This is a genomic window from Cupriavidus sp. IK-TO18, from assembly GCF_015549295.1.
Lineage (GTDB): Bacteria > Pseudomonadota > Gammaproteobacteria > Burkholderiales > Burkholderiaceae > Cupriavidus > Cupriavidus oxalaticus_A.
In genome coordinates this window covers 248,517-273,398 of record NZ_JADGMP010000030.1, presented here as the reverse complement: position 1 = coordinate 273,398, position 24,882 = coordinate 248,517, and the positions used below count along the sequence as shown (strand labels likewise).

Genomic DNA, 24,882 nt, shown 5'->3' with positions numbered 1-24,882 from the left:
CGCGCCTCACTGCCTGGCAGCAGCGCGCGCGATGGCTGGCGGCGAGGGGCGCCCGGTGCGTTGCCGCAGCGCCTTGTCCAGCAGTTTGTCGTGACCGTAGATGTCAGGCAGGAAGGATACACGACCATCGGCCCGGGCGATGACCGTGCCATAGGCCAGCACCACCGGCAGCGGTTGCTGCAGCCGCACCGTGTTCGACTTCCCGCGCGCCATCGCCTCGCGGATACGCGCCTCGTTCCAGTCTGGCATATCCTGCAGCACGAACTGAGCCAGTGCCACTGGGGATTCCACGCGGATGCAGCCGTGGCTGAAGTCGCGCCGGTCGCGCTTGAACAGCTGCGGCGTCGGGGTGTGGTGCAGGTAGATGTTTTCGTTGTTGGGGAACATGAACTTGATGTCGCCCAGCGCGTTCATGGGGCCGGGGCGCTGCCGGATGCGCATGCGGCCATTGAGCACGGCTTCCAGGTTGTCCTCGGACAGCGTGGTCACGGCCTTGCCGTCGCCGGTCACGAACTCGAAGCCCTGCTGGTTGAAATACGCCGGATCGCGTCGCAGCCGGGGCACCGTCTCGCGCTTGGCGATCGACGGCGGCACGTTCCAGTACGGGCTGAACTCGATGTAGCGCATATCTTCCTCGAACAACGGCGTGCGCGTATCCAGCGCCTTGCCGACGATCACCTTCATCTCCAGCTTGATGTCGAGCTTGCCGTCGCGGATCTCGTAGGCGCGCAGCATGAACTCCGGCACGTTGACCACGATCATGCGCGGGCCATCGAGCGGGGTCCAGCGCATCCGCTCCATGGTCAGTTCGATCTGCCGCACCCGGCTGGCCATGGGCAGATTAAGTTGCGCCAGCGTCCCGGTGCCGATCACGCCGTCGGCCTGGAGCCCGTGCCGCGACTGGAACGCCTTGACGCCATTGACGAGTGCGCCTTCATAGCGCGCCGGCGGCTTCGTGCCTGCCGGCAGGTCGCCCAGTGCCACCAGGCGCGCCGTCAGCGCCGCAGTGCCCGCCCACGGCTGCCCCGGCGTCAGCTTGCCCGCGGGCAGCGCCGGCAGCGGCTGCGCCCAGACCGGCAGCGCGGCGATCTCGCGGTAGCGGGCCAATGCCTCGCGCAGCGTGCCATACAGGGGGAAAGTGGGCGCGGCCTGGCGCACCGCGTCCGGCAGGCGGTGTTGCGCGACCGCCTCGCGCAGCACCGTGGCGGCGTCATACGGGCGTTCTTCCTGTGGCGCGAAATCGGCGCGGACCGCACGGGGATTGATACGGCCGCCGTGCAGGTCGGCCAGCATGCGCTCCATCGCGGCGGTCAGCGCGGCGCCAAGACGGGCGGCGGCATCCGTTGCGAGCACCGGCCCGGTGGCCGCCTGGTGCACTGCCTGACGCAGCGCCTCGGCATCGTAGTCGCCCGGATCGAGTCCATCCGCAGCCGCGTTGGACAGCGCGTCGACCGCCTGCCTGGCTTCCGGTACGGGCCTGCCCTGGGCGAACCATAGTGGTCCCTCAGGTGCCGGAGCGGCTTGTGGCGCCGACGCTGGTGGCGCTGGTGGCGCTGGTGGAGTCTGGGTCGTCTGAGGCGCCTGGGCCAGGACCGGGGCTCCGGCGGCGCCCGCCAGCAACAGTGCGGCGAGCGCTAGCTTCATTTTGCCGGGACGGTGGCCGCTGAAGTGACGCGCGGCCAGGCAAAGCGCAAGGAGAGCAGCCTTGCCTGCGGCAAGACTGGCGCCGGTCAGGCGCATGGCGGCTGTCGGGAACGAAGGCATCGTGGGGATGGGCTCGTTTCGTGGCACACGCCCACAGTCTACCCGTGTTGGGGAAGCGGCGTCAGGACCGCACAGCGGGCCGCTTCGCGACCGCCAGACCACATCGAACAACGCAAGTCACGGGTCCGGCAAGGTCACCAGGCAAATTCGGCCGATTCACGCAGCTTGCTCGGAAGTTTCACACGGTGGGCGTATCGCCATATTCCTACACTGGGCCCCGTTCACAAGGCAATTCCGATGTCCGGATGCAGCCGCTGCCTTGGAACACTTGCGTGCCACGGCAATCGTGCGGGCACGTCTTCCACAACCAAGAGACCCAACATGAAATTCGCATTTGCACCGGTGGTAATTGCCGCCGGCATCGTCTTCGCGTCGCAATCCGCGCATGCCGCCGACGGCACCATTACCTTCAACGGCAACATCTCCCCCACCTCGTGCGAGATCAATGGCAACGGCACCGGCTCGAAGTCGTTCACCGTCACGCTGCCGACCGTATCGGCAAAGACGCTGAACACCGCTGGTGCGCGCGCCGGCCGCACCCCGTTCACCATTGCACTGAGCTGCGATGCGGATACCGGCGCGGTCCATACCTACTTCGAACCGGGACCGACCACCGACGCCAGCACCGGCAACCTGGTGATCAACAGCGGCACCGGCACGGCAAGCAATGTGCAGATCGGGCTGCTCAATGCCGACTTCTCCCAGATCAAGGCCGGCTTTGCGGACAGCGCCCAGAACTCGCTGCCCATGCAGCTGACCGGCGGCACGGCCACCCTGTCCTACTTTGCCGAATACGTCGCCACCGGCCAGGCCGCCTCGGGCGTGGCCAATTCCAGCGTGATGTACACCATCGCGTATCCGTGACGCCAGCGCGTTCCTGAGATTTCCCTGAAGGGCAAATCCGATTCCGGACCTGGCGCTCACGTGGCGCAGTCCGGTGCGTAGGCACGCGCCATGTTGGCGGCGCGTGCCGCCTCGTTTCCCCCTGCTGTGCTTGCCGGTCCTGCCGACGACTGGTTCTTCAAGCTCTGTTTTACGGCCTCAACATGCTGTCCACATCCCTGCGAAACTTGCTGGCCGCCCCCATGGCCGCGCTGGCGCTGTCGTGCGCGTTGCCCGCCAACGCCTCCGTCATCGTCGGCGGCACGCGCGTGGTCTACCGCGCCGCGGACAAGGAAGTCACGCTAAAACTGACCAACGAAGGGCAATCGCCCGCGCTCACCCAGGCGTGGGTCGATGCCGGGACGGCGACTCCGACGCCGACCTCGATCGAAGTGCCCTTCACGATCACGCCGCCGATCGCGCGCATCGACCCGGGCAAGGGCCAGACGCTACGCATTCTCTATACCGGCGAGCCGCTGCCGCAAGACAAGGAGTCGCTGTTCTGGCTCAACGTGCTTGAAATCCCGCCGAAGCCGTCCGCCGATGAAGCTGGCGTCAACTCGCTGCAAATGGCATTCCGTTCGCGCTTCAAGCTGTTTTTCCGCCCCGCCGGCCTGCCGGGCAGCGCCACGGAGGCGCCGGCTGCGTTGCGCTGGGAACTTGGCAGCCGCGACGGCAAACCCGTGCTGCTGGCGCATAACCCAACGCCATACCATGTGTCGCCGGTCAGCGTCGAGGTCATTGCCGGCGAGCACCTCGCCAAGGCGACAGACCCGGACATGATTGCGCCTGGCGCCACTGCAACCTTCCACCTGGACAGCGAAGTCCGCAACCCTGCCGGCGCCACGGTGCGTGTGCACTGCATCAACGACTTCGGCGGCAGAGACAAATTCGGCGCGCCGCTGAACGCCTTCGGCTCTCGCTAGCCCTCTTCACTCTTCAACCCACGGTCCGTTACGCCCTTCGGCAGCCGCCGGCTGCCGATGCCTGCGTGCGGCCATCGTCGACACGCCGGTTCCATGCTGACACTCTCTCCCCGTCACGTCCCGTTTCGCCTGCGCCCGCTTTATGCCGTGTTGCTGACCTTGTTCGCCAGCAACGCAGGCGCAGCCGGGCAACCCGACGTCGGCCCGATGCCTGTCCGCTCCGCGCAGGACGTGGAGTTCAGCGATACCTTCCTGCAGGGTACGGCGGGCGGCGTTGCGGACCTGAGCCGCTTCAGCAAGGGCAATCCGGCGCTGCCCGGCCACTACCGTGCCGAGTTGTATGTCAACGAAATCTGGCTGGGTCGCGCCGGCGTGGAGCTGCGCCAGTCCGGCGACCCCGCCGCCCCGGCGGTGCCGTGCTTCGATCGCAGCCTGCTGGAGCGCATCGGCGTCGACCTGGCCAGGCTGACGGCCGCCGCATCGCTGGACGGCGACGGCTGCCAGCCGCTGCCAGCGCTGATCGCCGATGCCACCGCGAGCTTCGACAACGGCGAGCAGCGGCTCGACATCAGCGTGCCGCAGGCCGCGATGGTGCGCCGCGCACGTGGTTACGTCAGCCCCGAGAACTGGGACAACGGTGTTCCGGCGGCGCGCTTGCAGTACAACGCCAACGTCTATCACTCCGACGCATCCAGCCTGTCGACCACGCAGGCCTATGTGGGCCTGAACGCCGGCCTCAACCTGGGACCATGGCGCTTCAGCCACCAGGGCAGCCTGAACCACGATGAACGGCAGGGCACGCGCTACCAGAGCGTACTCACCAACCTGCAGCGCGCCATTGCGCCCTGGAAAAGCCAGTTGGTAATCGGCGATGCGTTTACCGACGGCACGCTGTTCGACAGCATCGGCTTTCGCGGCGTGCGCCTGGCCAGCGACGAGCGGATGTATCCCGAATCGCTGCGCGGCTATGCCCCGATCGTGCGCGGTATCGCGCGCAGCAATGCCCGCGTGCAAGTCCGCCAGCAAGGCAACATCCTCTACGAAACCACGGTGGCACCCGGGCCGTTCGAGATCGATGACCTGTACCCCACCGGCTACGGCGGCGACATCGAAGTCGTGGTTACCGAGGCGGACGGCAGCGTGCACGTATCGACGATGCCCTACGCCGCCGCGGTGAACGCCTTGCGCGCCGGCCAGAGCCGCTACAGCGTCACCGCGGGCCAGTACCGCAACACGGTACTGCAAGGCTCGACGCTGCTGCTGCAGGGCACTTACCTGCACGGTTTCAGCAACACCGTCACCGGCTACGGCGGCTTTGTGGCCGCGCAAGGCTATGGGGCAATCGCCGCGGGTGCCGCGCTGAATACCGACCTGGGTGCCTTTGGCGCCGACATCACGCATGCCAGCACGCGGCTGCAGGGTCAACCGGACCGCAGCGGCCAGAGCGTGCGGCTGAGCTACAGCAAGCTGGTTGCACCAACCAATACCAATTTCTCGGTTGCGGCATACCGCTACTCCAGCCGGGGCTACCTCGGCCTCGCCGATGCCATGTCCTGGCTCGCGCTGGACCAGGCGGGACGGCTGCCAAGCCTGCCCACCGCGCGCGGCAAGCTGCAGCTGAGCATCAACCAGGCCCTGCCGGCCGGCTATGGCAACTTCTACCTGACCGGCTCGGTGCAGAGCTACTGGCAGGGCGGCAGCACCGTCAGCCAGTTCCAGGCCGGCTACAACAATACTTACCGCGCCATCGCCTATGGGGTGTCGGCGTCGCGGCAACTGAATGTCGCCACGAGCAAGTGGGACACGCGCGTGATGCTGACCGTCGGCCTGCCGCTGGGCAAGTCGCCACGGGCACCCTACTCGCTGACCAGCGTCCAGCGCGGCTCCGACGGTTCCTTCACGGCACAGGAGACCGTGACCGGCACGCTCGGCAGCGACAATGCCTTCAGCTATGCCCTCAATGCTGGACATACCGGCGGCGGGTCCGGCAGCGCCAACAGTATCGGTGGCAGCGTCTCCTATATCTCGCCGTTTGCGACGATGACCGCCAACGCGTCCAGGAGTACCGCATATACGCAGGCCGGCGCGGGCATTTCCGGCGGCATCGTGGCCTACGCGGATGGCGTGGCGTTCTCGCCGTCCCTTGGCGATACCGTCGCTGTGGTCGAGGCCAAAGACGCCGCAGGCGCGCGCCTGGCCAACGGCGCCGGGCTGCGTGTCGACCCGTGGGGCCATGCCGTGGTCTCGAACCTGGTGCCGTTCGCGCGGAACGAAATCGAGCTCGATCCGCAGGGCCTGCCGCTGGAAGTCACTCTCAAGTCGACGCAGCAGCGGATCGCGCCCACCGCGGGCGCGGTGGTGCGGGTGCGCTTCGAAACCGAGAATCCCGGCCGCGCGGCAATCCTGAGCACGCGCCTGCCGGATGGCGCGCCAGTGCCGTTCGGCGCCGAAGTGTTCAGTGCAGACGGCAAGCCGGTCGGGACCGTGGCGCAGGCAGGCCGCGTGCTAGTACGCGGGCTGGCAACGGACGCCGGCACGCTGACGGCACGGTGGAGCCAGGCCAGTGGCGATGCCTGCACGCTGCACTATGACCTCGGCAAGCCTGGCAACCAGGCGGCGGCAATGGTGGCCAGCGATGCACCGTGCACGCGCTGATGCAGCCGTTCACCACACCAGCTGGTGGCGACGCGCATAGTCGACCATCTCCACCAGCGAGCCGACATTAAGCTTGGCCATGATGTTGGCCTTGTGCGTGCTGACCGTCTTGCTGCTGATCAGCAGCTCCGCGGCGATCGCCTTGTTGGAATGACCGCGCGCCAGGTATTGCAGGATGGTGATTTCGCGATTGCTGAGCCGCGGGATGCCGGAGTCGAGCGCTTCGCCGAGCTGGCGCGCGGCTTCCAGCGTGTACATGGGGAACACCAGGTAGCCGCTCAGCACGCCGCGCGCGGCCTGCAGCACCTCGGGCACGCCGCGATGCTTGACCACGAAGCCGTGCGCGCCGGCGCGCAGCGCCCGCACCGGGGCGGCGGTGGCGTCGGTGCAGGACAGCACCAGCACATGTACCGTGGGAAAGGTTGCCGACACGCGCCGGACGAAATCGACGCCGGGATTGCCGAAATACTCGACATCGACCAGCACCAGCCCGGGGCGGTGATCGCGCACCAGCCGGAACGCATCGCGCACGCCGTCGGCTTCCAGCACTTCGGCGGCCTCCAAGGCCGCCGCCAGTTGACCGGACAGCGTAGTGCGGAACCGGGAAGGCTCGTCGACGATCAACGCGTGTTGCAATTGGAACTCCTTGACAGCTTGGGGGAACTGCCAAGATTAAGGGCCATGCTGCGTGCTGAAGCGCGGAATACTCGCTGCGCGGGAGCAGCAGAATCTGCGCGGCGGCCGGGCAATTCCGCAGGGGTGCACAGCCAGGCGTAGCCGGGCCGGCCTGCGCGTCAGGACCTGGCGGCGTCCAGCACTTCAGTCAGTTTGCGGCTGGCGTCCAGCGCCGCTGGGAAACCGCAGTAGACGGCGCTGTGCACCATCAGTTCGCGCAGTTCCTCGGGCGTGACGCCGTTGGCCAGCGCGCCGCGCAGGTGGCCGGCCAGTTCCTGCGGCCGGTTCAGCGCGATCAGCATCGATACCGTGGCCAGGCTGCGCTGCTTGCGATCCAGCCCTTCGCGGGTCCACACCGTGCCCCATGCAAACTCGGTGACCAGCTGCTGCAGGCTGGTGTCGCCCTGCTGTGCGGCGGCATCGAGCGCGCGCTGCACGTGCGTCGGGCCAAGGACCTCGGTGCGGACTTCGAGGCCGGTGGCGAACGCGGGGGTGGGCGTGTAGTCGGCATTCTGGCTGGGTTCGGCCATGGCATCTGTCTCCGGTATCAGGTGGTGACAGATCTTAGCCGAACCGGCCGCTCACTCCGTGCCGGCGGGCAGGAAGCGCGGCGCCGGCGCCGAGCGTGGCACCTCGCGCTCGCCCTGCCGGAACATCCGGTAGGTGCCGCGCGCCTGGTTGTGCGGATGGCAGGCGGCCTCTTCCAGAGTCAGCACGCGCGCGAAGCAGACATCGGTGCCGCCCAGCAATGCCTCCCAGTGCTTGCTCGGCTGGGCGGCGATGCACGCGGCGATGCGCGCCTTCAGGGCGGGCCACTGGGCGCGGTCGTATTGCGTGGCGGGATCGACGTCGGTCAGTTCCAGCCGTTCGAGCAGTTCGCGGTAGAACTGCGGCTCGAGTGCGCCCAGCGTGATGGCGCGGCCGTCGGCGCAGCGGTAGACGTCATAGAACGGCGAGTCGTGGAACGGGCTGGGCTGGGGTCCGCCGAGCGTGCCGGCGGCCCGCGATACCTGCACCAGCGAGCCGAGCATGGCAACGATGTCGGTGATCGCCGCATCGACCACGCAGCCCTGGCCGCTGGCACGCGCGCTCAGGATGGCGCTGGTCAGGCCGAAGGCCAGCCCGAGCGCGCCGGTGGCGTCGCCCATCACGGTCGGCGGCACCATCGGCAGCGCATCGTCGCGCGCGGCCATCGACAGCAGGCCGGTCAGCGCGATGTAGTTCAGGTCATGACCGGCGCTCTGCGCCAGCGGGCCGCTCTGCCCCCAGCCGGTCATGCGGCCGTACACCAGGCGCGGATTGCGGGCATGGCAGGCCTTGGGGCCCAGGCCGAGCCGCTCCATCGCGCCGGGGCGCAGCCCTTCGATCAGCGCATCGGCGCCTGCCACGAGGTCGAGCGCCGCGGCGACGCCATCGGGCGACTTCAGGTTCAGCTGCACCACCTGCTTGCCGTGCTCCAGCTCCATCTCCGGCGGCACGGCCTGGCCGCGCAAGATGCGGCGCGCGTCAGGGGCGACCGGGCGGGTCACCAGCGTTACCTCGGCGCCGAGGCCCGCCAGCATGGCCCCGCACAGCGGGCCGGGGCCGATGCCTTCAAATTCCACCACCTTGATGCCGCGCAGGGGCAGCAGCTTGCCATGCTCACTCATTTGCTTGTCTCCGGTTGCCGTGCGCCGGGGTCCGAGGTCGGGATCCGGGCCAGCCTGGGTGGGATATGTAGTGCGCCGCGTCAGTACGGCCTCCTGCCGGCCTGTCACGGCGCTCGCGAGCCATGCTACGCGCCACGGCGCCTGGGCGGCAATGGCCGAAACAGCCAGCCGGGTTGACGGATTTGCCATGCGGCCGGTTATCGCACGCGAGGCCGTGGTGGCATCGTAGTTTTCCGAACCAACTTGATCTAAATCGGGTCACAGCGGGAAACTTGCTGCGATGATGGTTTCAGATGGCGCCGGCGCCCCGCGGCGGCAGCGTCAGGAGGTGTTCTTCAACCTGGCTCGTCCCGACAATCCCCAACGACAGCCCCCAATCCAGGAGATTCCCGTCATGACCAATATCGTGCTCGCCACCGATGGCTCGGCCTTCAGCGATGCCGCGGCGCGCTTTGTTGCCGAAGGCAAGCTGCTGCAGACCGGCTTTACCGTGCATGTCGTGCATGTCGCCCCGGAAGTGAGCGGCCAGGTGCGCGCCTTTGTCAGCAAGGAAACCATCGACGACTGGCACAAGGAGGCCAGTGACAAGGCGATGGCGGGTGTCAGCGAGATCCTCAAGACGGCCGGCGTGCCGTTCGAGCAGCATGCGCTGCACGGTTTTGCGCCGGAACGCATCGTGGCCTATGCGCGTTCGGTGAATGCCGAAGCCATCGTGATGGGCACGCACGGCCGCGGTTCCTTCTTCGATGCGGTGATCGGTTCGGTGGCCGGACGCGTGCTGGCGCAGGCGGATTGCCCGGTGCTGCTGGTCAAGGCGCCGGAAAAGAAGGGGTAACTGAACAAAAGAGCCGGCAGGCTAACGTTTGAGGTGCTCCCAAGCCACCCCGAGCTAGCCTAAGCAAGGTGTTCTCCCTCTCCCGCAAGCGGCAGAGGGGAGTTGCAGCAGCCGTCAAGCGCCCCACAGGGGCGCTTCGTCCATCAGGGCCACCTGTTCGCGCAGTTCAAGAATGCGATCCTGCCAATAGCGCGCGGTGCCGAACCACGGGAACGCGGCCGGGAAGGCAGGGTCGGCCCAGCGGCTGGCCAGCCAGGCGCTGTAGTGCAGCAGGCGCAGGGTGCGCAGCGCCTCCACCAGCCACAGTTCGCGCGTGCGGAATTCGGCGAAGTCCTCATAGCCGGCCACAATGTCGGCCAGCTGGTCCTGCATTGCCGCGCGGTCGCCCTCCAGCAGCATCCAGATGTCCTGGATCGCCGGCGCCATGCGGCTGTCGTCGAAATCCACAAAGTGCGGGCCGGGCGCTCCGAGGCTGCCGCCGCGCGCATCGTCTTCGTCGATCCACAGCACGTTGCCGCGGTGGCAGTCGCCATGCACGCGCAGCAGCGGCACTTCGCCGGCGCGTTCGTAACAGCGGCGCACGCCGTCCAGCGCGAGCTCGGCGACCGACTGCCACGCCGGCAGCAGGTCGACGGGGATGCAGCCGCTGGCCAGCAGCCAGTCGCGCGGGGCAATGCCGAAGGTGTCGATATCCAGCGCGGGCCGGGCCTGGTAAGGCTGTGCCGCGCCGGTGGCGTGGATACGGCCGATAAAGCGGCCGAGCCAGGTCAGCGTGTCCTTGCGGTCGAGCGCGGGCTCACGGCCGCCGCAGCGCGGGAACACCGCAAAGCGAAAGCCGGCGTGGTAGCGCAGCGTGCCGGCATCCGGCGCACCGGCCGGCAAGAACAGCGCCGGCACGGCCGGGATCTCGGCATCGGCCAGCTGCTGCACGAAGGCGTGTTCTTCCAGGATGGCCGCGTCGGTCCAGCGGCCGGGGCGGTAGAACTTGGCGATGACCGGCGCGGCGTCCTCGATGCCGGCCTGCCACACCCGGTTCTCATAGCTGTTGAGTGCCAGCAGCCGCCCGTCGGGGCGCAGGCCGGCGCTTTCGAGCGCGTCCAGCATCCGCTCAGGCGTCAGGCCGGCATAGGGAATACCGGAATCGGCCGGGGCGGTGAACGCTGTCATGGTGTCAGTCGCGGTTGCGGTTGCCGCCGAGCAGTGCGGCCTGCGGCGCCGGGCGGCGGTTGCGCACGCGGGCCGGGGCCGCATCGTGCTGCTGGCGCGCCGGCTGGGCGGCGCGTTGCTGGCCGCGTGCCGGCTCCTGGCTGCCCTGGCGCGGTGCGCCGCCGCGTGCGCCGCCATTGCTGCCACCATTGCCGCCACCATTGCCGCCGGCGTTGCCATTGCCGTTGCCGCCGCCGCGGCGCTGGCCGCCTTCGGCCTGCCGCTGGCGCGGTTGGCCGCCCTGGCCCTGGCCCTGGCCCTGGCCCTGGCCCTGGCCCTGGCGCGGTGCATCGTGGGCCTGGCGCGGCGCGCGCGCGCGTTGTGCCGGCTCGCCGTCGGCGTTGGCCGGGCGTGCCTGGCTGCGGCCGCGGCCCTGCCCTTGCCCCTGCCCCTGCCCGCCGCCGCGTTGCTGGCGGCCCTTCTGGATCGGCTCGGGTGCGATGCTCGGGTCGACTTCAAACCCCGGCAGCACGGTCTGCTCGATCTTGCGCTTGATCAGGCGTTCGATATCGCGCAGCAGCGCATGCTCGTCCACGCAGACCAGCGAGATCGCCTCGCCCTCGGCGCCGGCGCGGCCGGTACGGCCGATGCGGTGCACATAGTCCTCGGGCACGTTGGGCAGGTCGAAGTTGACCACGTGCGGGAGCTGGTCGATATCGATGCCGCGCGCGGCGATATCGGTCGCCACCAGCAGCCGCAGCGTGCCGGCCTTGAACTCGGAGAGCGCGCGCGTGCGCGCCGACTGGCTCTTGTTGCCGTGGATCGCCAGCGCCGACAGGCCGTCCTTGGTCAACTGCTCGGCCAGGCGGTTGGCGCCGTGCTTGGTGCGGGTGAACACCAGCACCTGGTGCCAGTCGTGCTGGCGCACCAGGTGCGCCAGCAATTCGCGCTTGCGTTCGCGGTCGACCGGGTAGACGCGCTGGTCGACGGTCTCGGCGGTGGTGTTGCGCCGCGCCACCTCGATCGAGGCGGGGTTGTTCAGCAGGCGGTCGGCCAGCGCGCGGATATCGTCCGAGAACGTCGCCGAGAACAGCAGGTTCTGGCGCTTGGCCGGCAGCACGTTGAGGATCTTGCGGATATCGTGGATGAAGCCCATGTCGAGCATGCGGTCGGCTTCATCGAGCACCAGCAGCTCTACCTGCGACAGGTCGACGGTGCGCTGGGCCACGTGGTCGAGCAGGCGGCCCGGCGTGGCCACCACGATATCGACGCCGCGCTTGAGCTGCTCGATCTGCGGGTTGATGCCGACGCCGCCGAACATCACCATGGAGCGCAGGCGCAAATACTTACCGTAGTTGCGCACGCTTTCCTCGACCTGCGCGGCCAGTTCGCGAGTGGGCGTCAGCACCAGCGCGCGTACCGGCGGCTTGCCGGCGCGCGGCGCATTGCCGGCGGCTCGGGCCGCGGCGGACTCGGACAGCAGGTGCAGCATCGGCAGGGTGAAGCCGGCGGTCTTGCCGGTGCCGGTCTGGGCGCCGGCGAGCAGGTCACCGCCCTTGAGGACGGCCGGGATCGCCTGCGCCTGGATGGGAGTCGGTGAGGTGTAGCCCTGTTCGGCCACCGCACGCACAATCTTTTCGGACAAGCCGAGTTCGGAGAAAGACATGAATTGCTGCTTCGGCCATCCCTGCGCACGCGGTGCGCGGATCGCGGGATGGCTCGTGTAATCGATGTTCGGTATCGGTAACAGGAGCGGCCGGAAGGCCGGCCCGGCAGGCCAGTGGCCCGCCCGCGGGAAAGGTCGCTAGTGTACCAGTCCGTCGCGAGCCGGTTCTGCACATGCGGCAGCGCCGCATGCGCGACAGCACACATCGGCGCGGCCAGGTGACGCTGCGCTATCATGAATGGCTCCGCAGGCGGCCCGCCCTCAAGGCGCCGCAGTGGCGCCTGCCCATCCTGACTGCCCCGGCCCCCTGCTGCGCCCCGGAGCCCGCCATGCGCTTGCGTTTCCTCGAAGACCAGGAAGTCACCCTGTTTGCGGCCATCCCGGTCGGCATCGTGGCGGCCATTGCGACCACGCTGTTCAAGGAGGCGCTGGAAGGTGCCGGCGTGGTGCTTTTTTCCAGCCATGCCGACGTGGTGGTCGTCTTTGCCGCACTGGCGCTGGGCTGGCGCGTGGTGGTACCCGCGGTGGGCGGTGCGCTGGCCGGCGCGCTGCTGGTCCTGTCCAACCGGCTGGCCAGCAGCCACAGCGGCGCAACCGACTATATGGAAGCGGTGGCAAATGGCAGCGGCCGGCTGCCGGTGCGGATCACGCTGCTGCGGGCCATGTCCTCGTTCTTCTCCATCGTCAGCGGCAGCTCGGTCGGCAAGGAAGGCGCGATGATCCAGCTGGCGGCGCTGTGCGGCTCGCTGTTTCCGACCACCCGGCTGGAGCGCGGCGGCGGCTCGAACATGCGCCGGATGCTGACCGCCTGCGCCGCCGCGGCGGGCCTGGCGACCGTCTATCACACCCCTTTTTCCGCCGCCGTTTTCGTCGCTGAAGTGGTGTTTGGCGCACTGGCAGTGCAGCGGCTGATGCCCCTGTTCCTTGCGTCGGTAGCCGGCGCCATGGTCAGCCAGTGGCATGGCGGACTGCAGCCGCTGTATCCGGGCCTGGTTATCGCGCCGGACCTCCGCCCGCATATCCTGCTGGCGGCAGCCGGACTCGGCGTGGCGGCCGGCATCGTCGGCGCGCTGTTCCTGCGCGCATCTGGGTTCGCCCGCAGCCGCTTCGCCGCGGTGCCGGGCGGGCCGGTGGCGCGGCTGGCGCTGGGCGGCGCGCTGGTGGGAGTGCTGGCGATGGCAGTGCCCGAGGTCGTGGGCAACGGCTACCACACCATCCAGACCATCCTGCAGGAACAGCCGCTGAGCGTGCCGGTGGCCGGGGTGCTGCTGGCCAAGCTGGTGGCCACGGTGATCAGCATGGGCTCCGGCGCGGTCGGCGGGGTGTTCACCCCGTCGCTGTTCGTCGGCGCGGCGCTGGGGCAACTGCTGGCGCTGGCCATGCATGGCGTCGCCGACGGTGCCACGCCGCTGCTGCCGCTGGTCGGCATGAGCGCGTTCCTGGCGGCGACCAGCCAGGCGCCGCTGATGTCGGTGCTGATGGTGTTCGAAATGACGCTGGCGCCGGCATTGCTGCTGCCGTCGATGATCGGCGCGGTGGCGGCGTACTACACGGCATCGCGCTGCCAGACGCTGTCGCTGTACAGCGTGATCGCCGAGCGCGCACAGGCGTCGGCCGCGGCCGAGCACGCCCGCACCATGACGCTGGCGGGGCTGTGCGACCCGACCGCCACCGTGCTCGACCCCAACGCCAGCCTGGCCGAGGCCGCCGACAAATTCGCCGAGACCGGTACCCGCTATCTCTACCTGGTGCAGTTCGACGGGCGCCTGCTGGGCGCACTGTCGATCCACGCCGTGCAACGCGCCCAGCGCGAAGGCTCGCAGCAAGGCGTGCTGGAGCTGGCCGAGCGCGACTTCCCGTCGCTAACGCCCGATTCGCGCCTGCGCGATGCGCTCGAGGTGTTCGCCGAACACGGCATCAACCGGATCCCGCTGGTGCGGGACAGGGTCGACCGTGAGCTGATCGGTACCGTGTCGAAGCAACGTGTGCTGCAAGAGGCATCCTGCCTGTTCTGAATGCCATCTCGCCGGGCCGCCCCGGGGAGGCGCCAAACGAGTAAAATGCCCGGTTGCGCCCGCTCCGGGCCATCCCACCCACGCTTCGCCTTACTTGACGGAGTTTCCCCATGCCAGCAGGTCGTGATATGCGCCGCGAGGCGCCGGAAGTTGCCAGTTCCTTGCGCGGGCGGTTGCCGTGGCTGGCGGGCGTAACGGTGGCGGTGACGGTAACGGCCCTGCTGCTCGGCGCGGCCGCCGCCTCGGCCCAGCCGGTGCGGGTGATCCCTGAAGACGCGTCGGCAGCCAGGCTGGTGCTCGCCGCTCCGTCGGCCTCCGCGCCGCAGACCGCCACGCTGGACGGCAAGACCGTGGGCGTGGCACCGGGCTTGCGCCTGTTCGGGACCGACAACCAGTTGCTGGCCACGGCCGCGGTGGCAGGCCAGAAGCTGCCGGTGCGGTACAAGCTCGACCTCTACGGCCAGTTGCTGACCGCCTGGGTGCTGAGCGAGCCGGAGCAGAAGGCGCTGAAACAGAAATCGTAGTCCCCCGAAAGAGCGCGGCGTGCCCCACGCGACCGCGCGTTGTTGCAACACCCTGATGCCCCCAGGTCAACCACTGAGATCGGCATATGAAGAAAGTTTTCGTCAAGACGTACGGCTGCCAGATGAACGAGTATGACTCGGACAAGATGGTCGACGTCCTCAACGCCAGCCAGGGGCTGGAACCCACCGACAACGTCGAAGATGCCGACGTGATCCTGTTCAACACCTGCTCGGTGCGCGAGAAAGCGCAGGAGAAGGTGTTTTCCGAGCTGGGCCGGATGAAGGCGCTGAAGGCGGTCAAGCCCGACCTGGTGATCGGTGTGGGCGGCTGCGTGGCCAGCCAGGAAGGGGCCAGCATCGTCTCGCGCGCGCCGTACGTCGACGTGGTGTTCGGCCCGCAGACGCTGCACCGCCTGCCCGACCTGATCTCGCGCCGCCAGCGCACCGGCCAGTCGCAGGTGGACATCTCCTTCCCCGAGATCGAGAAGTTCGACCACCTGCCGCCGGCGCGCGTGGAAGGCCCGAGCGCCTTCGTCTCGATCATGGAGGGCTGCTCCAAGTACTGCAGCTACTGCGTGGTGCCCTACACCCGCGGCGAGGAAGTCTCGCGCCCGTTCGAGGACGTGCTGGCCGAAGTGGCCGGCCTGGCCGAGCAAGGCGTGCGCGAAGTCACGCTGCTGGGCCAGAACGTCAACGCCTACCGCGGCAAGATGGGCGACACCACCGAGATCGCCGACTTTGCGCTGCTGATCGAATACGTGGCCGAGATCCCCGGCATCGAGCGCATCCGCTACACCACCAGCCACCCGAAGGAATTCACCTCGCGGCTGGTCGAGCTCTATGGCCGATGCGACAAGCTGGTCAACCACCTGCACCTGCCCGTGCAGCATGCTTCGGACCGCATCCTGATGGCGATGAAGCGCGGCTACAGCGTGCTGGAATACAAGAGCATCATCCGCAAGCTGCGCGCGCTGCGCCCGCAGATGTCGATGTCGTCGGACTTTATCGTCGGCTTCCCCGGCGAGACCGATGCCGACTTCGAGAAGCTGATGGCGATGATCGACGAGATCGGCTACGACACGTCGTTCTCGTTCATCTTCAGCCCACGCCCGGGCACGCCCGCGGCCAACCTGCACGACGACACCCCCCACGAGGTCAAGCTGCGCCGGCTGCAGCGCCTGCAGGCCACCATCGAGGAAAACGTGCAGCGCATCAGCCAGGGCATGGTCGGCACGGTGCAGCGCATCCTGGTGGAAGGCCCCGCGCGCAAGGATCCGACCGAGCTGCATGGCCGCACCGAGAACAACCGCGTGGTCAACTTTGCGCTGCCCGGTGTGCCCCAGGCGGGCCGCGACCGGCTGGTCGGCCAGATGGTCGATGTCAGCATCACGCAGGCGTTCCCGCACTCGCTGCGCGGCGAGATCGTGGTGCGCCAGTAATCCTGCAGGCAACCCCACTACATGAAGATCCCTTCCGCAGAATTCGTCGCTCCCAAGGACGACAACGCCCGGCTGCAGAACCTGTGCGGGCCGCTCGACGAGAACCTGCGCCAGATCGAGCAGGCGCTGGATGTGACCATCCAGCGCCGCGGCCACCGCATGACAGTGCGCGGCGCCAATGCGCAGGACGCCACGGCCGCGCTGGAGCGCTTCTACAACCAGGCGCGCACGGCGCTGTCGATCGACGACGTGCAGCTCGGGCTGGTGGAAACGCGCCAGCTCTCCGCGCATGGTGCCTACCTGCCCGGCAACGACAGCGCCGAGGACGAGCGCGAGTACGAAGACGAATCGCCGGTGTTGCACACCCGCCGTACCGGCCTGCAGGGCCGCACCGTGGCGCAGCGCGAGTACCTGCGCAATATCCTGTCGCACGACCTGACCATGGGCATCGGCCCGGCCGGCACCGGCAAGACCTACCTGGCGGTGGCGTGCGCGGTCGACGCGCTGGAGCGCGACGCGGTCAAGCGCATCGTGCTGACGCGCCCGGCGGTGGAAGCCGGCGAGCGCCTGGGCTTCCTGCCCGGCGACCTGGCACAGAAGGTCGATCCTTACCTGCGCCCGCTGTATGACGCGCTGTACGACCTGCTCGGCTTCGACCGCACGCAGAAGATGTTCGAGCGCCAGATGATCGAGATCGCGCCGCTGGCCTATATGCGCGGGCGCACGCTGAACCACGCCTTCATCATCCTGGACGAGGCGCAGAACACCACGCCCGAGCAGATGAAGATGTTCCTGACCCGGATCGGCTTCGGCTCCAAGGCGGTGATCACCGGCGACATCACGCAGATCGACCTGCCCAAGGGCCAGAAGAGCGGGCTGGTGGAGGCGCAGCATGTGCTGCGAGACGTGCGCGGCGTCGCCTTTACCCGCTTTTCCAGCATCGATGTGGTGCGCCACCCGCTGGTGGCGCGCATCGTCGATGCCTATGACGAATACCACGCCCAGCACAAGGACGCGTAATTGAAATCCCCGAAAGACCAGAAATCCAAGGCCCCCGGCGTCAGCCTGACCCTGTTCGATGGCGATGGCCGCGCGCGCAAGAGCGCCGCGCATGCGCTGCGCGTGCAGCTGCCGGATGGCCGCAGCCTGACGCTGGACCTGTCGCAGGCCGCCGACGGCGTGGTCGCGCTGCTGGCCGAGCATACCGACACCAACCAGCAGGCCGGCCTGCTGGTGCGCCCGGACAACCATGACTCGCTGTCCGTGGCCGTGACCGCCACGCCGGTCGTGACCACCACCGGCACCCCGGCCACGCCGCCGGCGCTGGAGCTGGAGATCCAGCAGGGCGACGGCATCGGCAGGCAGGACGGCCTGCCGCCGCGCAGGAAGATCGAAACCTGGGTCAAGTCGGCGCTGTATGCCGATGCCGCGCTGACGATCCGCTTCGTCGGCGAGGAGGAAGGCCGGCTGCTCAACCGCACCTACCGCGGCAAGGACTACGCCACCAATGTGCTGACCTTTGCCTATGCGGAGAACGAGGACGACCCCGTGACCGGCGATATCGTGCTGTGCTGCCCGGTGGTCGAGGCCGAGGCGCGCGAGCAGCGCAAGCCGCTGGAAGCGCACTATGCGCACCTGATCGTGCACGGCGTGCTGCATGCCCAGGGCTACGAGCACGAGGAAGACGCCGAAGCCGAGGAAATGGAGGCGATCGAGACCGAGACGCTGCAGGCGCTGGGCTACGCGGATCCCTATCTCGCCGAGCGCACCGGCACCGCGTGATTGGCGGCGCACCGGCGGCACCGGACATGGTGCCGCCGGCATCACATCCAGCAGCCGCCAACCCCCGGCTGTCACGGGACCGACAGCCTTTTGGTGTATCCTTCAGTCGATCTCCACCACGCGCTCGCCGCGAAATGAACGACCCCTATCCCAGTTCGAAGCCCGCCTACCTGAAGCAGGTCGATCGCCCCAGATCGCTTCTCGAACGCCTGTCAGACCTGATCTCCCCCGAGCCGGACACCCGCGCAGAACTGCTCGAAGTGCTCCAGGACGCGCATGAGCGCAACCTGATCGACGCCGATTCGCTGTCGATGATCGAGGGCGTGTTCCAGGTCTCCGAACTGACCGCAGGCGACATCATGGTGCCGAGCGCGCAGATGGATATGGTCAATATCGTCGACGCGCCGGAGACCTTCATCCCGTTCATGCAGCAGACCGCGCACTCGCGCTTCCCGGTCTACGAAGGCAGCCGTGACAACATCATCGGCATCCTGCTGGCCAAGGACCTGCTGCGCTACTACACCGATCCCGCCTTCGACCTGCGCGAGACGCTGCGCCCGGCGGTATTCATCCCCGAATCCAAGCGCCTGAACATCCTGCTGCGCGAGTTCCGCATCAACCGCAACCATATCGCCATCGTCGTCGACGAATACGGCGGCGTGGCCGGGCTGGTGACGATCGAGGACGTGCTCGAGCAGATCGTCGGCGATATCGAGGATGAATTCGACCTGGACGAAGACCAGGACAATATCCTGCCGATGCCCGACGGCAGCTGGCGCGTGCATGGGCTGACCGAGATCTCCCAGTTCAACGAGGCCTTCGGCACCGGCTTTTCCGACCACGACGTCGACACCGTGGGCGGACTGCTGTCCAACCACGTGGGCCACGTGCCCCACCGCGGCGAGGTCATCACCCTGCCGCCGATCCGCTTCGAAGTGCTGCGCGCCGACGCGCGGCAGGTGCACCTGCTGCAGGTGCGCCGCGAATCCCTGCCTGACAGCGCGAGCGCTGCCGGCGCATGAAGCATCCCGCCCCGATCCCCAACGGCGCCGCTGCTGCCAACGCCGGTGCTGGCAGCGTGCCCGGCGCGCGGTCGCGCGCCGCCGCGATGGCTCGGCTGCTGCTCGCTGGCGTGCTCGGCATTGCCCACACCCAGGCCTTCGCCCCGCACGACTGGTGGTGGCTGCAGATCCTGTCGCTGGCCGGCCTGGCCGCGCTGATGGCCGACGCGCCGCGCGCGCGCATCGCCGCGGCCACCGGCTATGCCTTCGGCCTGGGCTGGTTCCTGTCCGGCATCTGGTGGCTCTATATCAGCATGCACGTCTACGGCGAGATGCCGGCGTGGATGGCGGCGCTGGCGGTGGTGCTGTTCTCGGGCTACCTGGCGCTGTGGCCGGCGCTGGCGGGCGCACTGTGGCACCGGCTGACGGCACGGCTGCGCGCAGGCACATGGGCCGCGGCGCTGCTCGCGCCGCTGGCGTTTGGTGCCGCGTGGGGCCTGTCGGAGTGGCTGCGCGGCGTCGTGTTCACCGGTTTCCCGTGGCTGTCGGGCGGCTATGCCCATACCGACGGGCCGCTTGCCGGCTTTGCGCCGCTGGTCGGCGTCTATGGCATCGGGGCGCTGGCGGCCGCTGTCGCGGCCTTGCTGGCCGGGGCCGCGCGCGGGCTGGGGCACGGTGCGCGCACGCCTGCCGTCGTGTCACTGGCGCTGGCGCTGCTGCTGCCGGCACTTGGCGCAACGCTGTCGCCGCTGGCCTGGACCACGCCAGCCGGCAAGCCGCTGACGGTGCGGCTGCTGCAGGGCAACGTGCCTCAGGACATCAAGTTCGAGGCCGCCGGCATCCAGCGCTCGATCGCGCTCTACCGCGACATGATCACCGCCGAGCCCGCCGACCTGGTGGTGACGCCCGAAACCGCCTTCCCGGTGATCCTGCAGGATCTGCCGGTCGACGTCGCCGTGGCGGTGCGCGACTACGCGCTGCAGAGCGGCACCACGGTGCTGTTCGGCGCGGCCGGCGCCGATTCGCCGGTCGATTTCACCAACAGCGTGTTCGGGCTGGGGCCGCTGACCGAGCGGCTGTACCGCTACAACAAGCACCACCTGGTGCCGTTCGGCGAGTTCATCCCGCTGGGCTTCCGCTGGTTCGTCGACATGATGAAGATGCCGCTGGGCGATTTCCGCCGTGGCGGGCTCGACCAGCCTTCGCTGCCGGTGCGCGGCGTGCGCGTGGCGCCCAATATCTGCTACGAGGATCTGTTCGGCGAGGAGATCGCGCAGACGCTGCGCCAGCAGCCCGCGCCCGCCAACGTGCTGGCCAACCTGACCAACCTGGCCTGGTTCGGCGACACCATCGCGCTGGACCAGCACCTGCAGATCTCGCGCATGCGCGCGCTGGAAACGCGCCGCCCGATGCTGCGCTCGACCAATACCGGCATGACCGCGGTGGTGCGCCCGGACGGCACCGTGCAGGCGCGCCTGCCCACCTTCACGGTCGGCACGCTGGTGGCCGAGGTGCAGGGCATGCAGGGGCTGACCCCATATATCCGCTGGGGGAACGCGCCGGTGCTGGCGCTGTTTGCGCTGCTGCTGGGCACAGCTGCCTGGCGCTCGCGGCGCGCAGGCTGAAGCCCGGCCTGGCGCTGCTGGCGCGCCGGGCTTCCCGCCGCTGATCGCACTGATCGCACTGATCGCGATAATCCGCGGCATCCGTGGCGCGCCAGGCGCGCGCCGGCTGCGCTATTTCAGCAGCCCGGTCGCGACCGACACGACGGCCGCGGCGATCATGACCGCGATTGCGACCAGGTAAGGTTTGCGAGAAAGGAGTGTCATGATCCCAAGTCCCCAACGTTAATTTCCTACCGGCAGGACGGCCAAGCCTGCCAACCGCAACGCTCTCAAGCGGGTTGCTTACTCATACTGTATACAAAAACGTTATCGGCTAGCGTTCCCGCAACTTGAAAACAGGGTCGGTATTTTCCCCATGCGTTGCGAAAGCCCGACATCCGCCGGCACCCCCGCGCGCCAGCCGCCACCCCGCCAATGGGGGCGTGCGGCCAAAAAGCCGATAGAATTCAGGGTTTGGCAAAATCCGTATGCGGCGGCCCCGGCACGCGCTGCGCCGCCAGCCCGCCGGGCGGCGCAAGTTCGCCCCAAGCCGACCGATCAGCCACTACCTAGTCTTCATATGCTGACCTTCCAACAAATGATTCTGACCCTGCAGGCCTACTGGGACCGGCAGGGTTGCGCGCTGTTGCAACCCATCGATCTGGAGGTCGGCGCCGGCACTTCCCACGTGCATACCTTCCTGCGCGCGATCGGCCCCGAGCCGTGGCGCGCCGCCTACGTCCAGCCGTCGCGGCGGCCGAAGGACGGCCGCTATGGCGAGAATCCCAACCGCCTGCAGCACTATTACCAGTATCAGGTCGTGCTCAAGCCCGCGCCGGAGAATATCCTCGAGCTGTACCTGGGCTCGCTGGAAGCGCTGGGCCTGGACCTGAAGCAGAACGACATCCGCTTTGTCGAGGACGACTGGGAGAACCCTACGCTGGGCGCGTGGGGCCTGGGCTGGGAAGTCTGGCTCAACGGCATGGAAGTGACCCAGTTCACCTACTTCCAGCAGGTCGGCGGCATCGACTGCAAGCCGATCACGGGCGAGATCACCTACGGCATCGAACGCCTGGCGATGTACCTGCAGAAGGTCGAGAACGTCTACGACCTCATCTGGACCGAATGGGTCGAGAACGGCGAGACGCGCCGCCTCACCTACGGCGACGTGTACCACCAGAACGAGGTCGAGCAGTCGACCTACAACTTCGAGCACAGCAACACCGAAATCCTGTTCCGCCATTTCGCCGAGCACGAGGGCGAGGCCAAGCGGCTGATGGGCAATGCCGAAGGCGCCGAGGGCACCGACGGCAGCCAGGCCGGCACGCGCCTGGCGCTGCCCGCCTATGAGCAGGTGCTGAAGGCAGCGCACACGTTCAACCTGCTGGACGCCCGCGGCGCCATCTCGGTGACCGAGCGCGCCGCCTATATCGGCCGCATCCGCAACCTGTCGCGCCAGGTGGCGCAGGCCTACTACGATTCGCGCGAGGCCCTCGGCTTCCCGATGTGCGGCAACGGCGGAGCCCGGGCATGACGCAACTGGCGCGCAGCGCGCTGTGCTGCGCCTTGGCCATCGCCACGCTGTCTGCCGCCGGCAATGCCGCCGCCGCGCGCGCCGAGGCCGCCCCGGCGCCGCAGGCGCTACTGCTGCCGGCCGAACTCAGCAATGTGTGCGAGGCCGATCCGCAGGCGCTGCAGCTGGCCTTGTCGCGCCACTGGCGCCCGTCGCTGAACGCGCTCGACCAGTGGACGCAGCTGGTGCGCTCGTTCGCCTGCGACCTGTCGGGCCAGCGCGACCTGGGCTGGCACCGCGTGCCGCTGCGCGCCTATGAAAGCGCGATCCGCTACCCGCTGACCTGGGTGGAGGTGGAAACCACCAACGGCCGCACCCGGCGCAAGACCAAGACCTATTACTCGGCGGCCCAGCTGCCGCCGAAGATCGATTTCTGGGTGGGGGGGCGCATCGACGAGATCCGCTACGACAAGCGCCTGCGCCGCATCGACGCGCGCTTCCCCGCCGCGGGCAGCCGCGGCGGCAGCAACGGCGCCGCCAGCGCCGCGGCGGCCGCGCAATGCGCCTTCACCACGCTGCAATTCCGGCAACAGAACGGCCTGTGGCTGCTGTCCGGAGTGGAACCTAATCATTCGCCGCGCTGCTGACAGCGGCGCGCGCCACAACCTGTTGGATACGATTCATGTCGCAACCCATGACCGACTCGCTGCTGATCGAACTGTTCACCGAAGAGCTGCCGCCCAAGGCGCTGGCGCGTCTGGGCGACGCCTTCGCGCAGGGCCTGTTCGCCGGCCTGGGCGAGCGCGACCTGCTTGAGCCGGGCGCCACTGTGACGCCGTTCGCCACGCCGCGCCGGCTCGCCGCGCTGGTGTCGGGCGTGCGCCGCAGCGCGCCCGACCGCGAGCAGCGCGAGAAGGTCCTGCCGCTGTCGGTGGCGCTTGGCGCCAACGGCGAGCCCACCCCGCCGCTGGCCAAGAAGCTGGCCGCGCTGGCCAAGTCGGTCGGCGTCGCCGAGATCGACTGGCAGTCGCTGGAGCGCGCCTCGGACGGCAAGGCCGAGGCCTTCTTCTACCGCTACACCGCACGCGGCGCCGAACTGGCCGCCGGGCTGCAGGCCGCGCTGGAGGACACCATTGCCAAGTTGCCCATCCCCAAGGTGATGAGCTACCAGCGCCCTGACGGCAGCACCGTGCATTTCGTGCGCCCGGCGCACAGCCTGATCGCGCTGTTCGGCAGCGAGATCCTGCCGGTGTCGGTGCTGGGCCTGCAGGCCAGCAACGTGACGCAGGGCCACCGCTTCCTGTCGCACGGCACGATCGAGATCGCGCATGCCAACGACTACGCGAAGCAGCTCGAATCGGCCGGCCGCGTGCTGGCCAGCTATGGCGAACGCCGCGAGCGCATGCGTGCCGCGCTGCTGGCCGAGGCCGGCGCCGACCAGGTGATCATGCCCGAGTCGCTGCTCGATGAAGTCAATTCGCTGGTGGAATGGCCGGTGGTCTACGCCTGCCACTTCGAAGAAGCCTTCCTGGCGGTGCCGCAGGAATGCCTGATCCTGACCATGCAGACCAACCAGAAGTACTTTGCGCTGACGGATGCCGACGGCCATCTGCGCAACCGCTTCCTGATCGTGTCGAACCTGGCCACCGAGACGCCGCAGTCGATCATCACCGGCAACGAGCGCGTGGTGCGTCCGCGCCTGGCCGATGCCAAGTTCTTCTTTGACCAGGATCGCAAGAAGACGCTGGCCTCGCGCGTGCCGCAGCTGGCCGGCGTGGTCTACCACAACAAGATCGGCACGCAGCTGGACCGCGTGCAGCGCCTGCAGCAGATCGCCGGCCATGTCGCCGATGCGCTCAACGCCGCCGGCGTGGCCACCGACAAGGCGGCCGCGATGCGCGGCGCGGAGCTGGCCAAGGCCGATCTGCTGACCGACATGGTCGGCGAGTTCCCCGAGCTGCAGGGCACCATGGGCACGTACTACGCGCGCCACGACGACGAAGCCGAGGACGTGGCGCTGGCCTGCTCCGAACACTACCGCCCGCGCTTCGCCGGCGATGCGCTGCCCGAAGGCTCGGTCAGCACCGCCGTCGCGCTGGCCGACAAGCTGGAAACGCTGGTCGGCATCTGGGGCATCGGCCTGCAGCCGACTGGCGAAAAGGACCCGTTCGCGCTGCGCCGCCATGCGCTCGGCATCCTGCGCATGCTGATCGAGAAGCCGCTGGCGCTGTCGGTCACGTCGCTGCTGGCGCTGACGCAGCAGACATTCGCCGGCATTGCCGCGGTCAAGCCGGCGCCGGACGCCATCGCCGACTTCCTGTACGACCGCGTGCGCGGCTACCTGAAGGAAAAGGGCTACACCACCAACGAGGTCGAGGCCGTGGTCAGCCTGCGCCCGGACCAGCTGCACGACGTGCTGGGCCGCATGGAAGCGGTGCGCACCTTCGCCGCGCTGCCCGAGGCCGAGGCCCTGGCCGCCGCCAACAAGCGCATCACCAACATCCTGCGCAAGAACACCGAGCCGGTCGGCGCGGTGAACCCTGCGCTGTTCCAGGAAGAGGCCGAAGGCGCGCTGCACGCGGCGATCGAGAAGGTGCGCCCGGCCGTCGAAGCCGCCTTCGCCAGCGGCGATTTCACCGCCGCGCTGCGCGACCTGGCCCAGCTGCGCGATGCCGTCGACCGCTTCTTCAACGACGTGATGGTGATGGCCGAGGACGCGCAGCTGCGCGCCAACCGCCTGGCGCTGCTGGCCTCGCTGCATGCGCTGGCCAACCGCGTGGCCGACATCTCCAAGCTGGCCGCCTGA

Annotated in this window: 20 protein-coding genes; 14 read left to right on the top strand and 6 right to left on the bottom strand. The window is 68.5% G+C overall.

Annotated elements, in window-relative coordinates; genetic code table 11:
• Positions 1-6: 6 nt before the first annotated feature.
• Positions 7-1,644, bottom strand: a complete 1,638-nt coding sequence (locus tag IPF36_RS23865) for a murein L,D-transpeptidase (protein WP_195430636.1) — start codon at positions 1,642-1,644, stop codon at positions 7-9.
• 441 nt (positions 1,645-2,085) lie between these two features.
• On the opposite strand from IPF36_RS23865, the gene IPF36_RS23860 reads away from it, so the two are divergent.
• The 3 genes from IPF36_RS23860 to IPF36_RS23850 all read left to right on the top strand — a co-directional run bounded on the left by IPF36_RS23860 (position 2,086) and on the right by IPF36_RS23850 (position 6,227).
• A complete protein-coding gene (locus tag IPF36_RS23860) occupies positions 2,086-2,628 on the top strand; it encodes a fimbrial protein (protein WP_195430633.1) in 543 nt (180 codons plus the stop codon).
• Positions 2,629-2,810: 182 nt separating this feature from the next.
• Positions 2,811-3,572, top strand: coding sequence for a fimbria/pilus periplasmic chaperone (locus IPF36_RS23855; RefSeq protein ID WP_368671186.1), 762 nt, complete (start codon positions 2,811-2,813; stop codon positions 3,570-3,572).
• A 207-nt stretch (positions 3,573-3,779) separates the two neighbouring features.
• A complete protein-coding gene (locus tag IPF36_RS23850) occupies positions 3,780-6,227 on the top strand; it encodes a fimbria/pilus outer membrane usher protein (protein WP_368671185.1) in 2,448 nt (815 codons plus the stop codon).
• A gap of 9 nt (positions 6,228-6,236) precedes the next feature.
• Here IPF36_RS23850 and IPF36_RS23845 read toward each other — a convergent pair whose 3' ends face one another.
• From IPF36_RS23845 to IPF36_RS23835, 3 genes are all read right to left on the bottom strand, one after another.
• Positions 6,237-6,863: a response regulator transcription factor gene (locus IPF36_RS23845; RefSeq protein WP_133093769.1), complete on the bottom strand. Its 627-nt coding sequence runs from the start codon at positions 6,861-6,863 to the stop codon at positions 6,237-6,239.
• Between the two features lie 158 nt (positions 6,864-7,021).
• Entirely contained in the window at positions 7,022-7,432 is a 411-nt protein-coding gene (locus tag IPF36_RS23840) for a carboxymuconolactone decarboxylase family protein (RefSeq protein WP_135704498.1), read from the bottom strand.
• A gap of 51 nt (positions 7,433-7,483) precedes the next feature.
• On the bottom strand, positions 7,484-8,551 hold the full coding sequence (locus tag IPF36_RS23835) for a CaiB/BaiF CoA-transferase family protein (protein ID WP_195430627.1): 1,068 nt from the start codon (positions 8,549-8,551) through the stop codon (positions 7,484-7,486).
• A gap of 394 nt (positions 8,552-8,945) precedes the next feature.
• On the opposite strand from IPF36_RS23835, the gene IPF36_RS23830 reads away from it, so the two are divergent.
• Positions 8,946-9,386 carry a universal stress protein gene (locus IPF36_RS23830; RefSeq protein ID WP_135704494.1) on the top strand — a complete coding sequence of 147 codons (441 nt, stop codon included), beginning with the start codon at positions 8,946-8,948 and terminating at the stop codon, positions 9,384-9,386.
• A gap of 114 nt (positions 9,387-9,500) precedes the next feature.
• On the opposite strand, the gene IPF36_RS23825 is transcribed toward IPF36_RS23830, so the two are convergent.
• Entirely contained in the window at positions 9,501-10,553 is a 1,053-nt protein-coding gene (locus IPF36_RS23825) for a serine/threonine protein kinase (RefSeq protein WP_135704492.1), read from the bottom strand.
• Between the two features lie 4 nt (positions 10,554-10,557).
• Positions 10,558-12,198: a DEAD/DEAH box helicase gene (locus tag IPF36_RS23820; RefSeq protein WP_195430625.1), complete on the bottom strand. Its 1,641-nt coding sequence runs from the start codon at positions 12,196-12,198 to the stop codon at positions 10,558-10,560.
• A 329-nt stretch (positions 12,199-12,527) separates the two neighbouring features.
• Here IPF36_RS23820 and IPF36_RS23815 point away from each other — a divergent pair, with 329 nt between their 5' ends.
• The 10 genes from IPF36_RS23815 (at position 12,528) to glyS (ending at position 24,882) form a co-directional block, all read left to right on the top strand.
• A complete protein-coding gene (locus tag IPF36_RS23815) occupies positions 12,528-14,213 on the top strand; it encodes a ClcB-like voltage-gated chloride channel protein (RefSeq protein ID WP_135704488.1) in 1,686 nt (561 codons plus the stop codon).
• A 110-nt stretch (positions 14,214-14,323) separates the two neighbouring features.
• Positions 14,324-14,737 (top strand): hypothetical protein, encoded by a 414-nt coding sequence (locus tag IPF36_RS23810; protein ID WP_135704486.1) that lies wholly within the window; start codon positions 14,324-14,326, stop codon positions 14,735-14,737.
• 86 nt (positions 14,738-14,823) lie between these two features.
• Entirely contained in the window at positions 14,824-16,176 is a 1,353-nt protein-coding gene (gene miaB / locus IPF36_RS23805; RefSeq protein WP_195430621.1) for a tRNA (N6-isopentenyl adenosine(37)-C2)-methylthiotransferase MiaB, read from the top strand.
• A gap of 21 nt (positions 16,177-16,197) precedes the next feature.
• Positions 16,198-17,196, top strand: coding sequence for a PhoH family protein (locus tag IPF36_RS23800; protein ID WP_133093760.1), 999 nt, complete (start codon positions 16,198-16,200; stop codon positions 17,194-17,196).
• Positions 17,197-17,958: an rRNA maturation RNase YbeY gene (ybeY, locus tag IPF36_RS23795; protein WP_135704484.1), complete on the top strand. Its 762-nt coding sequence runs from the start codon at positions 17,197-17,199 to the stop codon at positions 17,956-17,958.
• 134 nt (positions 17,959-18,092) lie between these two features.
• Positions 18,093-18,980 (top strand): HlyC/CorC family transporter, encoded by an 888-nt coding sequence (locus IPF36_RS23790; protein ID WP_135704482.1) that lies wholly within the window; start codon positions 18,093-18,095, stop codon positions 18,978-18,980.
• Positions 18,977-20,584, top strand: a complete 1,608-nt coding sequence (gene lnt / locus IPF36_RS23785; protein ID WP_195430617.1) for an apolipoprotein N-acyltransferase — start codon at positions 18,977-18,979, stop codon at positions 20,582-20,584. The genes IPF36_RS23790 and lnt overlap by 4 nt, the downstream gene beginning before the upstream one ends.
• Before the next feature lie 559 nt (positions 20,585-21,143).
• Positions 21,144-22,097, top strand: a complete 954-nt coding sequence (glyQ, locus tag IPF36_RS23780) for a glycine--tRNA ligase subunit alpha (RefSeq protein WP_135704480.1) — start codon at positions 21,144-21,146, stop codon at positions 22,095-22,097.
• A complete protein-coding gene (locus tag IPF36_RS23775) occupies positions 22,094-22,723 on the top strand; it encodes a hypothetical protein (RefSeq protein WP_195430614.1) in 630 nt (209 codons plus the stop codon). The genes glyQ and IPF36_RS23775 overlap by 4 nt, the downstream gene beginning before the upstream one ends.
• Before the next feature lie 35 nt (positions 22,724-22,758).
• Complete coding sequence (gene glyS, locus IPF36_RS23770; protein ID WP_133093754.1) at positions 22,759-24,882, top strand: glycine--tRNA ligase subunit beta; 2,124 nt, start codon at positions 22,759-22,761, stop codon at positions 24,880-24,882.

Excerpts from the sequence above, each read along its gene's own strand:
- IPF36_RS23865 (WP_195430636.1), bottom strand. The coding sequence starts at position 1,644 with ATGAAGCTAGCGCTCGCCGCACTGTTGCTGGCGGGCGCCGCCGGAGCC.
- IPF36_RS23860 (WP_195430633.1), top strand. The coding sequence starts at position 2,086 with ATGAAATTCGCATTTGCACCGGTGGTAATTGCCGCCGGCATCGTCTTC.
- IPF36_RS23855 (WP_368671186.1), top strand. The coding sequence starts at position 2,811 with ATGCTGTCCACATCCCTGCGAAACTTGCTGGCCGCCCCCATGGCCGCG.
- IPF36_RS23850 (WP_368671185.1), top strand. The coding sequence starts at position 3,780 with ATGCCTGTCCGCTCCGCGCAGGACGTGGAGTTCAGCGATACCTTCCTG.
- IPF36_RS23840 (WP_135704498.1), bottom strand. The coding sequence starts at position 7,432 with ATGGCCGAACCCAGCCAGAATGCCGACTACACGCCCACCCCCGCGTTC.
- IPF36_RS23835 (WP_195430627.1), bottom strand. The coding sequence starts at position 8,551 with ATGAGTGAGCATGGCAAGCTGCTGCCCCTGCGCGGCATCAAGGTGGTG.
- IPF36_RS23830 (WP_135704494.1), top strand. The coding sequence starts at position 8,946 with ATGACCAATATCGTGCTCGCCACCGATGGCTCGGCCTTCAGCGATGCC.
- IPF36_RS23825 (WP_135704492.1), bottom strand. The coding sequence starts at position 10,553 with ATGACAGCGTTCACCGCCCCGGCCGATTCCGGTATTCCCTATGCCGGC.
- IPF36_RS23820 (WP_195430625.1), bottom strand. The coding sequence starts at position 12,198 with ATGTCTTTCTCCGAACTCGGCTTGTCCGAAAAGATTGTGCGTGCGGTG.
- IPF36_RS23815 (WP_135704488.1), top strand. The coding sequence starts at position 12,528 with ATGCGCTTGCGTTTCCTCGAAGACCAGGAAGTCACCCTGTTTGCGGCC.
- IPF36_RS23810 (WP_135704486.1), top strand. The coding sequence starts at position 14,324 with ATGCCAGCAGGTCGTGATATGCGCCGCGAGGCGCCGGAAGTTGCCAGT.
- miaB (WP_195430621.1), top strand. The coding sequence starts at position 14,824 with ATGAAGAAAGTTTTCGTCAAGACGTACGGCTGCCAGATGAACGAGTAT.
- IPF36_RS23800 (WP_133093760.1), top strand. The coding sequence starts at position 16,198 with ATGAAGATCCCTTCCGCAGAATTCGTCGCTCCCAAGGACGACAACGCC.
- IPF36_RS23790 (WP_135704482.1), top strand. The coding sequence starts at position 18,093 with ATGAACGACCCCTATCCCAGTTCGAAGCCCGCCTACCTGAAGCAGGTC.
- lnt (WP_195430617.1), top strand. The coding sequence starts at position 18,977 with ATGAAGCATCCCGCCCCGATCCCCAACGGCGCCGCTGCTGCCAACGCC.
- glyQ (WP_135704480.1), top strand. The coding sequence starts at position 21,144 with ATGCTGACCTTCCAACAAATGATTCTGACCCTGCAGGCCTACTGGGAC.
- IPF36_RS23775 (WP_195430614.1), top strand. The coding sequence starts at position 22,094 with ATGACGCAACTGGCGCGCAGCGCGCTGTGCTGCGCCTTGGCCATCGCC.
- glyS (WP_133093754.1), top strand. The coding sequence starts at position 22,759 with ATGTCGCAACCCATGACCGACTCGCTGCTGATCGAACTGTTCACCGAA.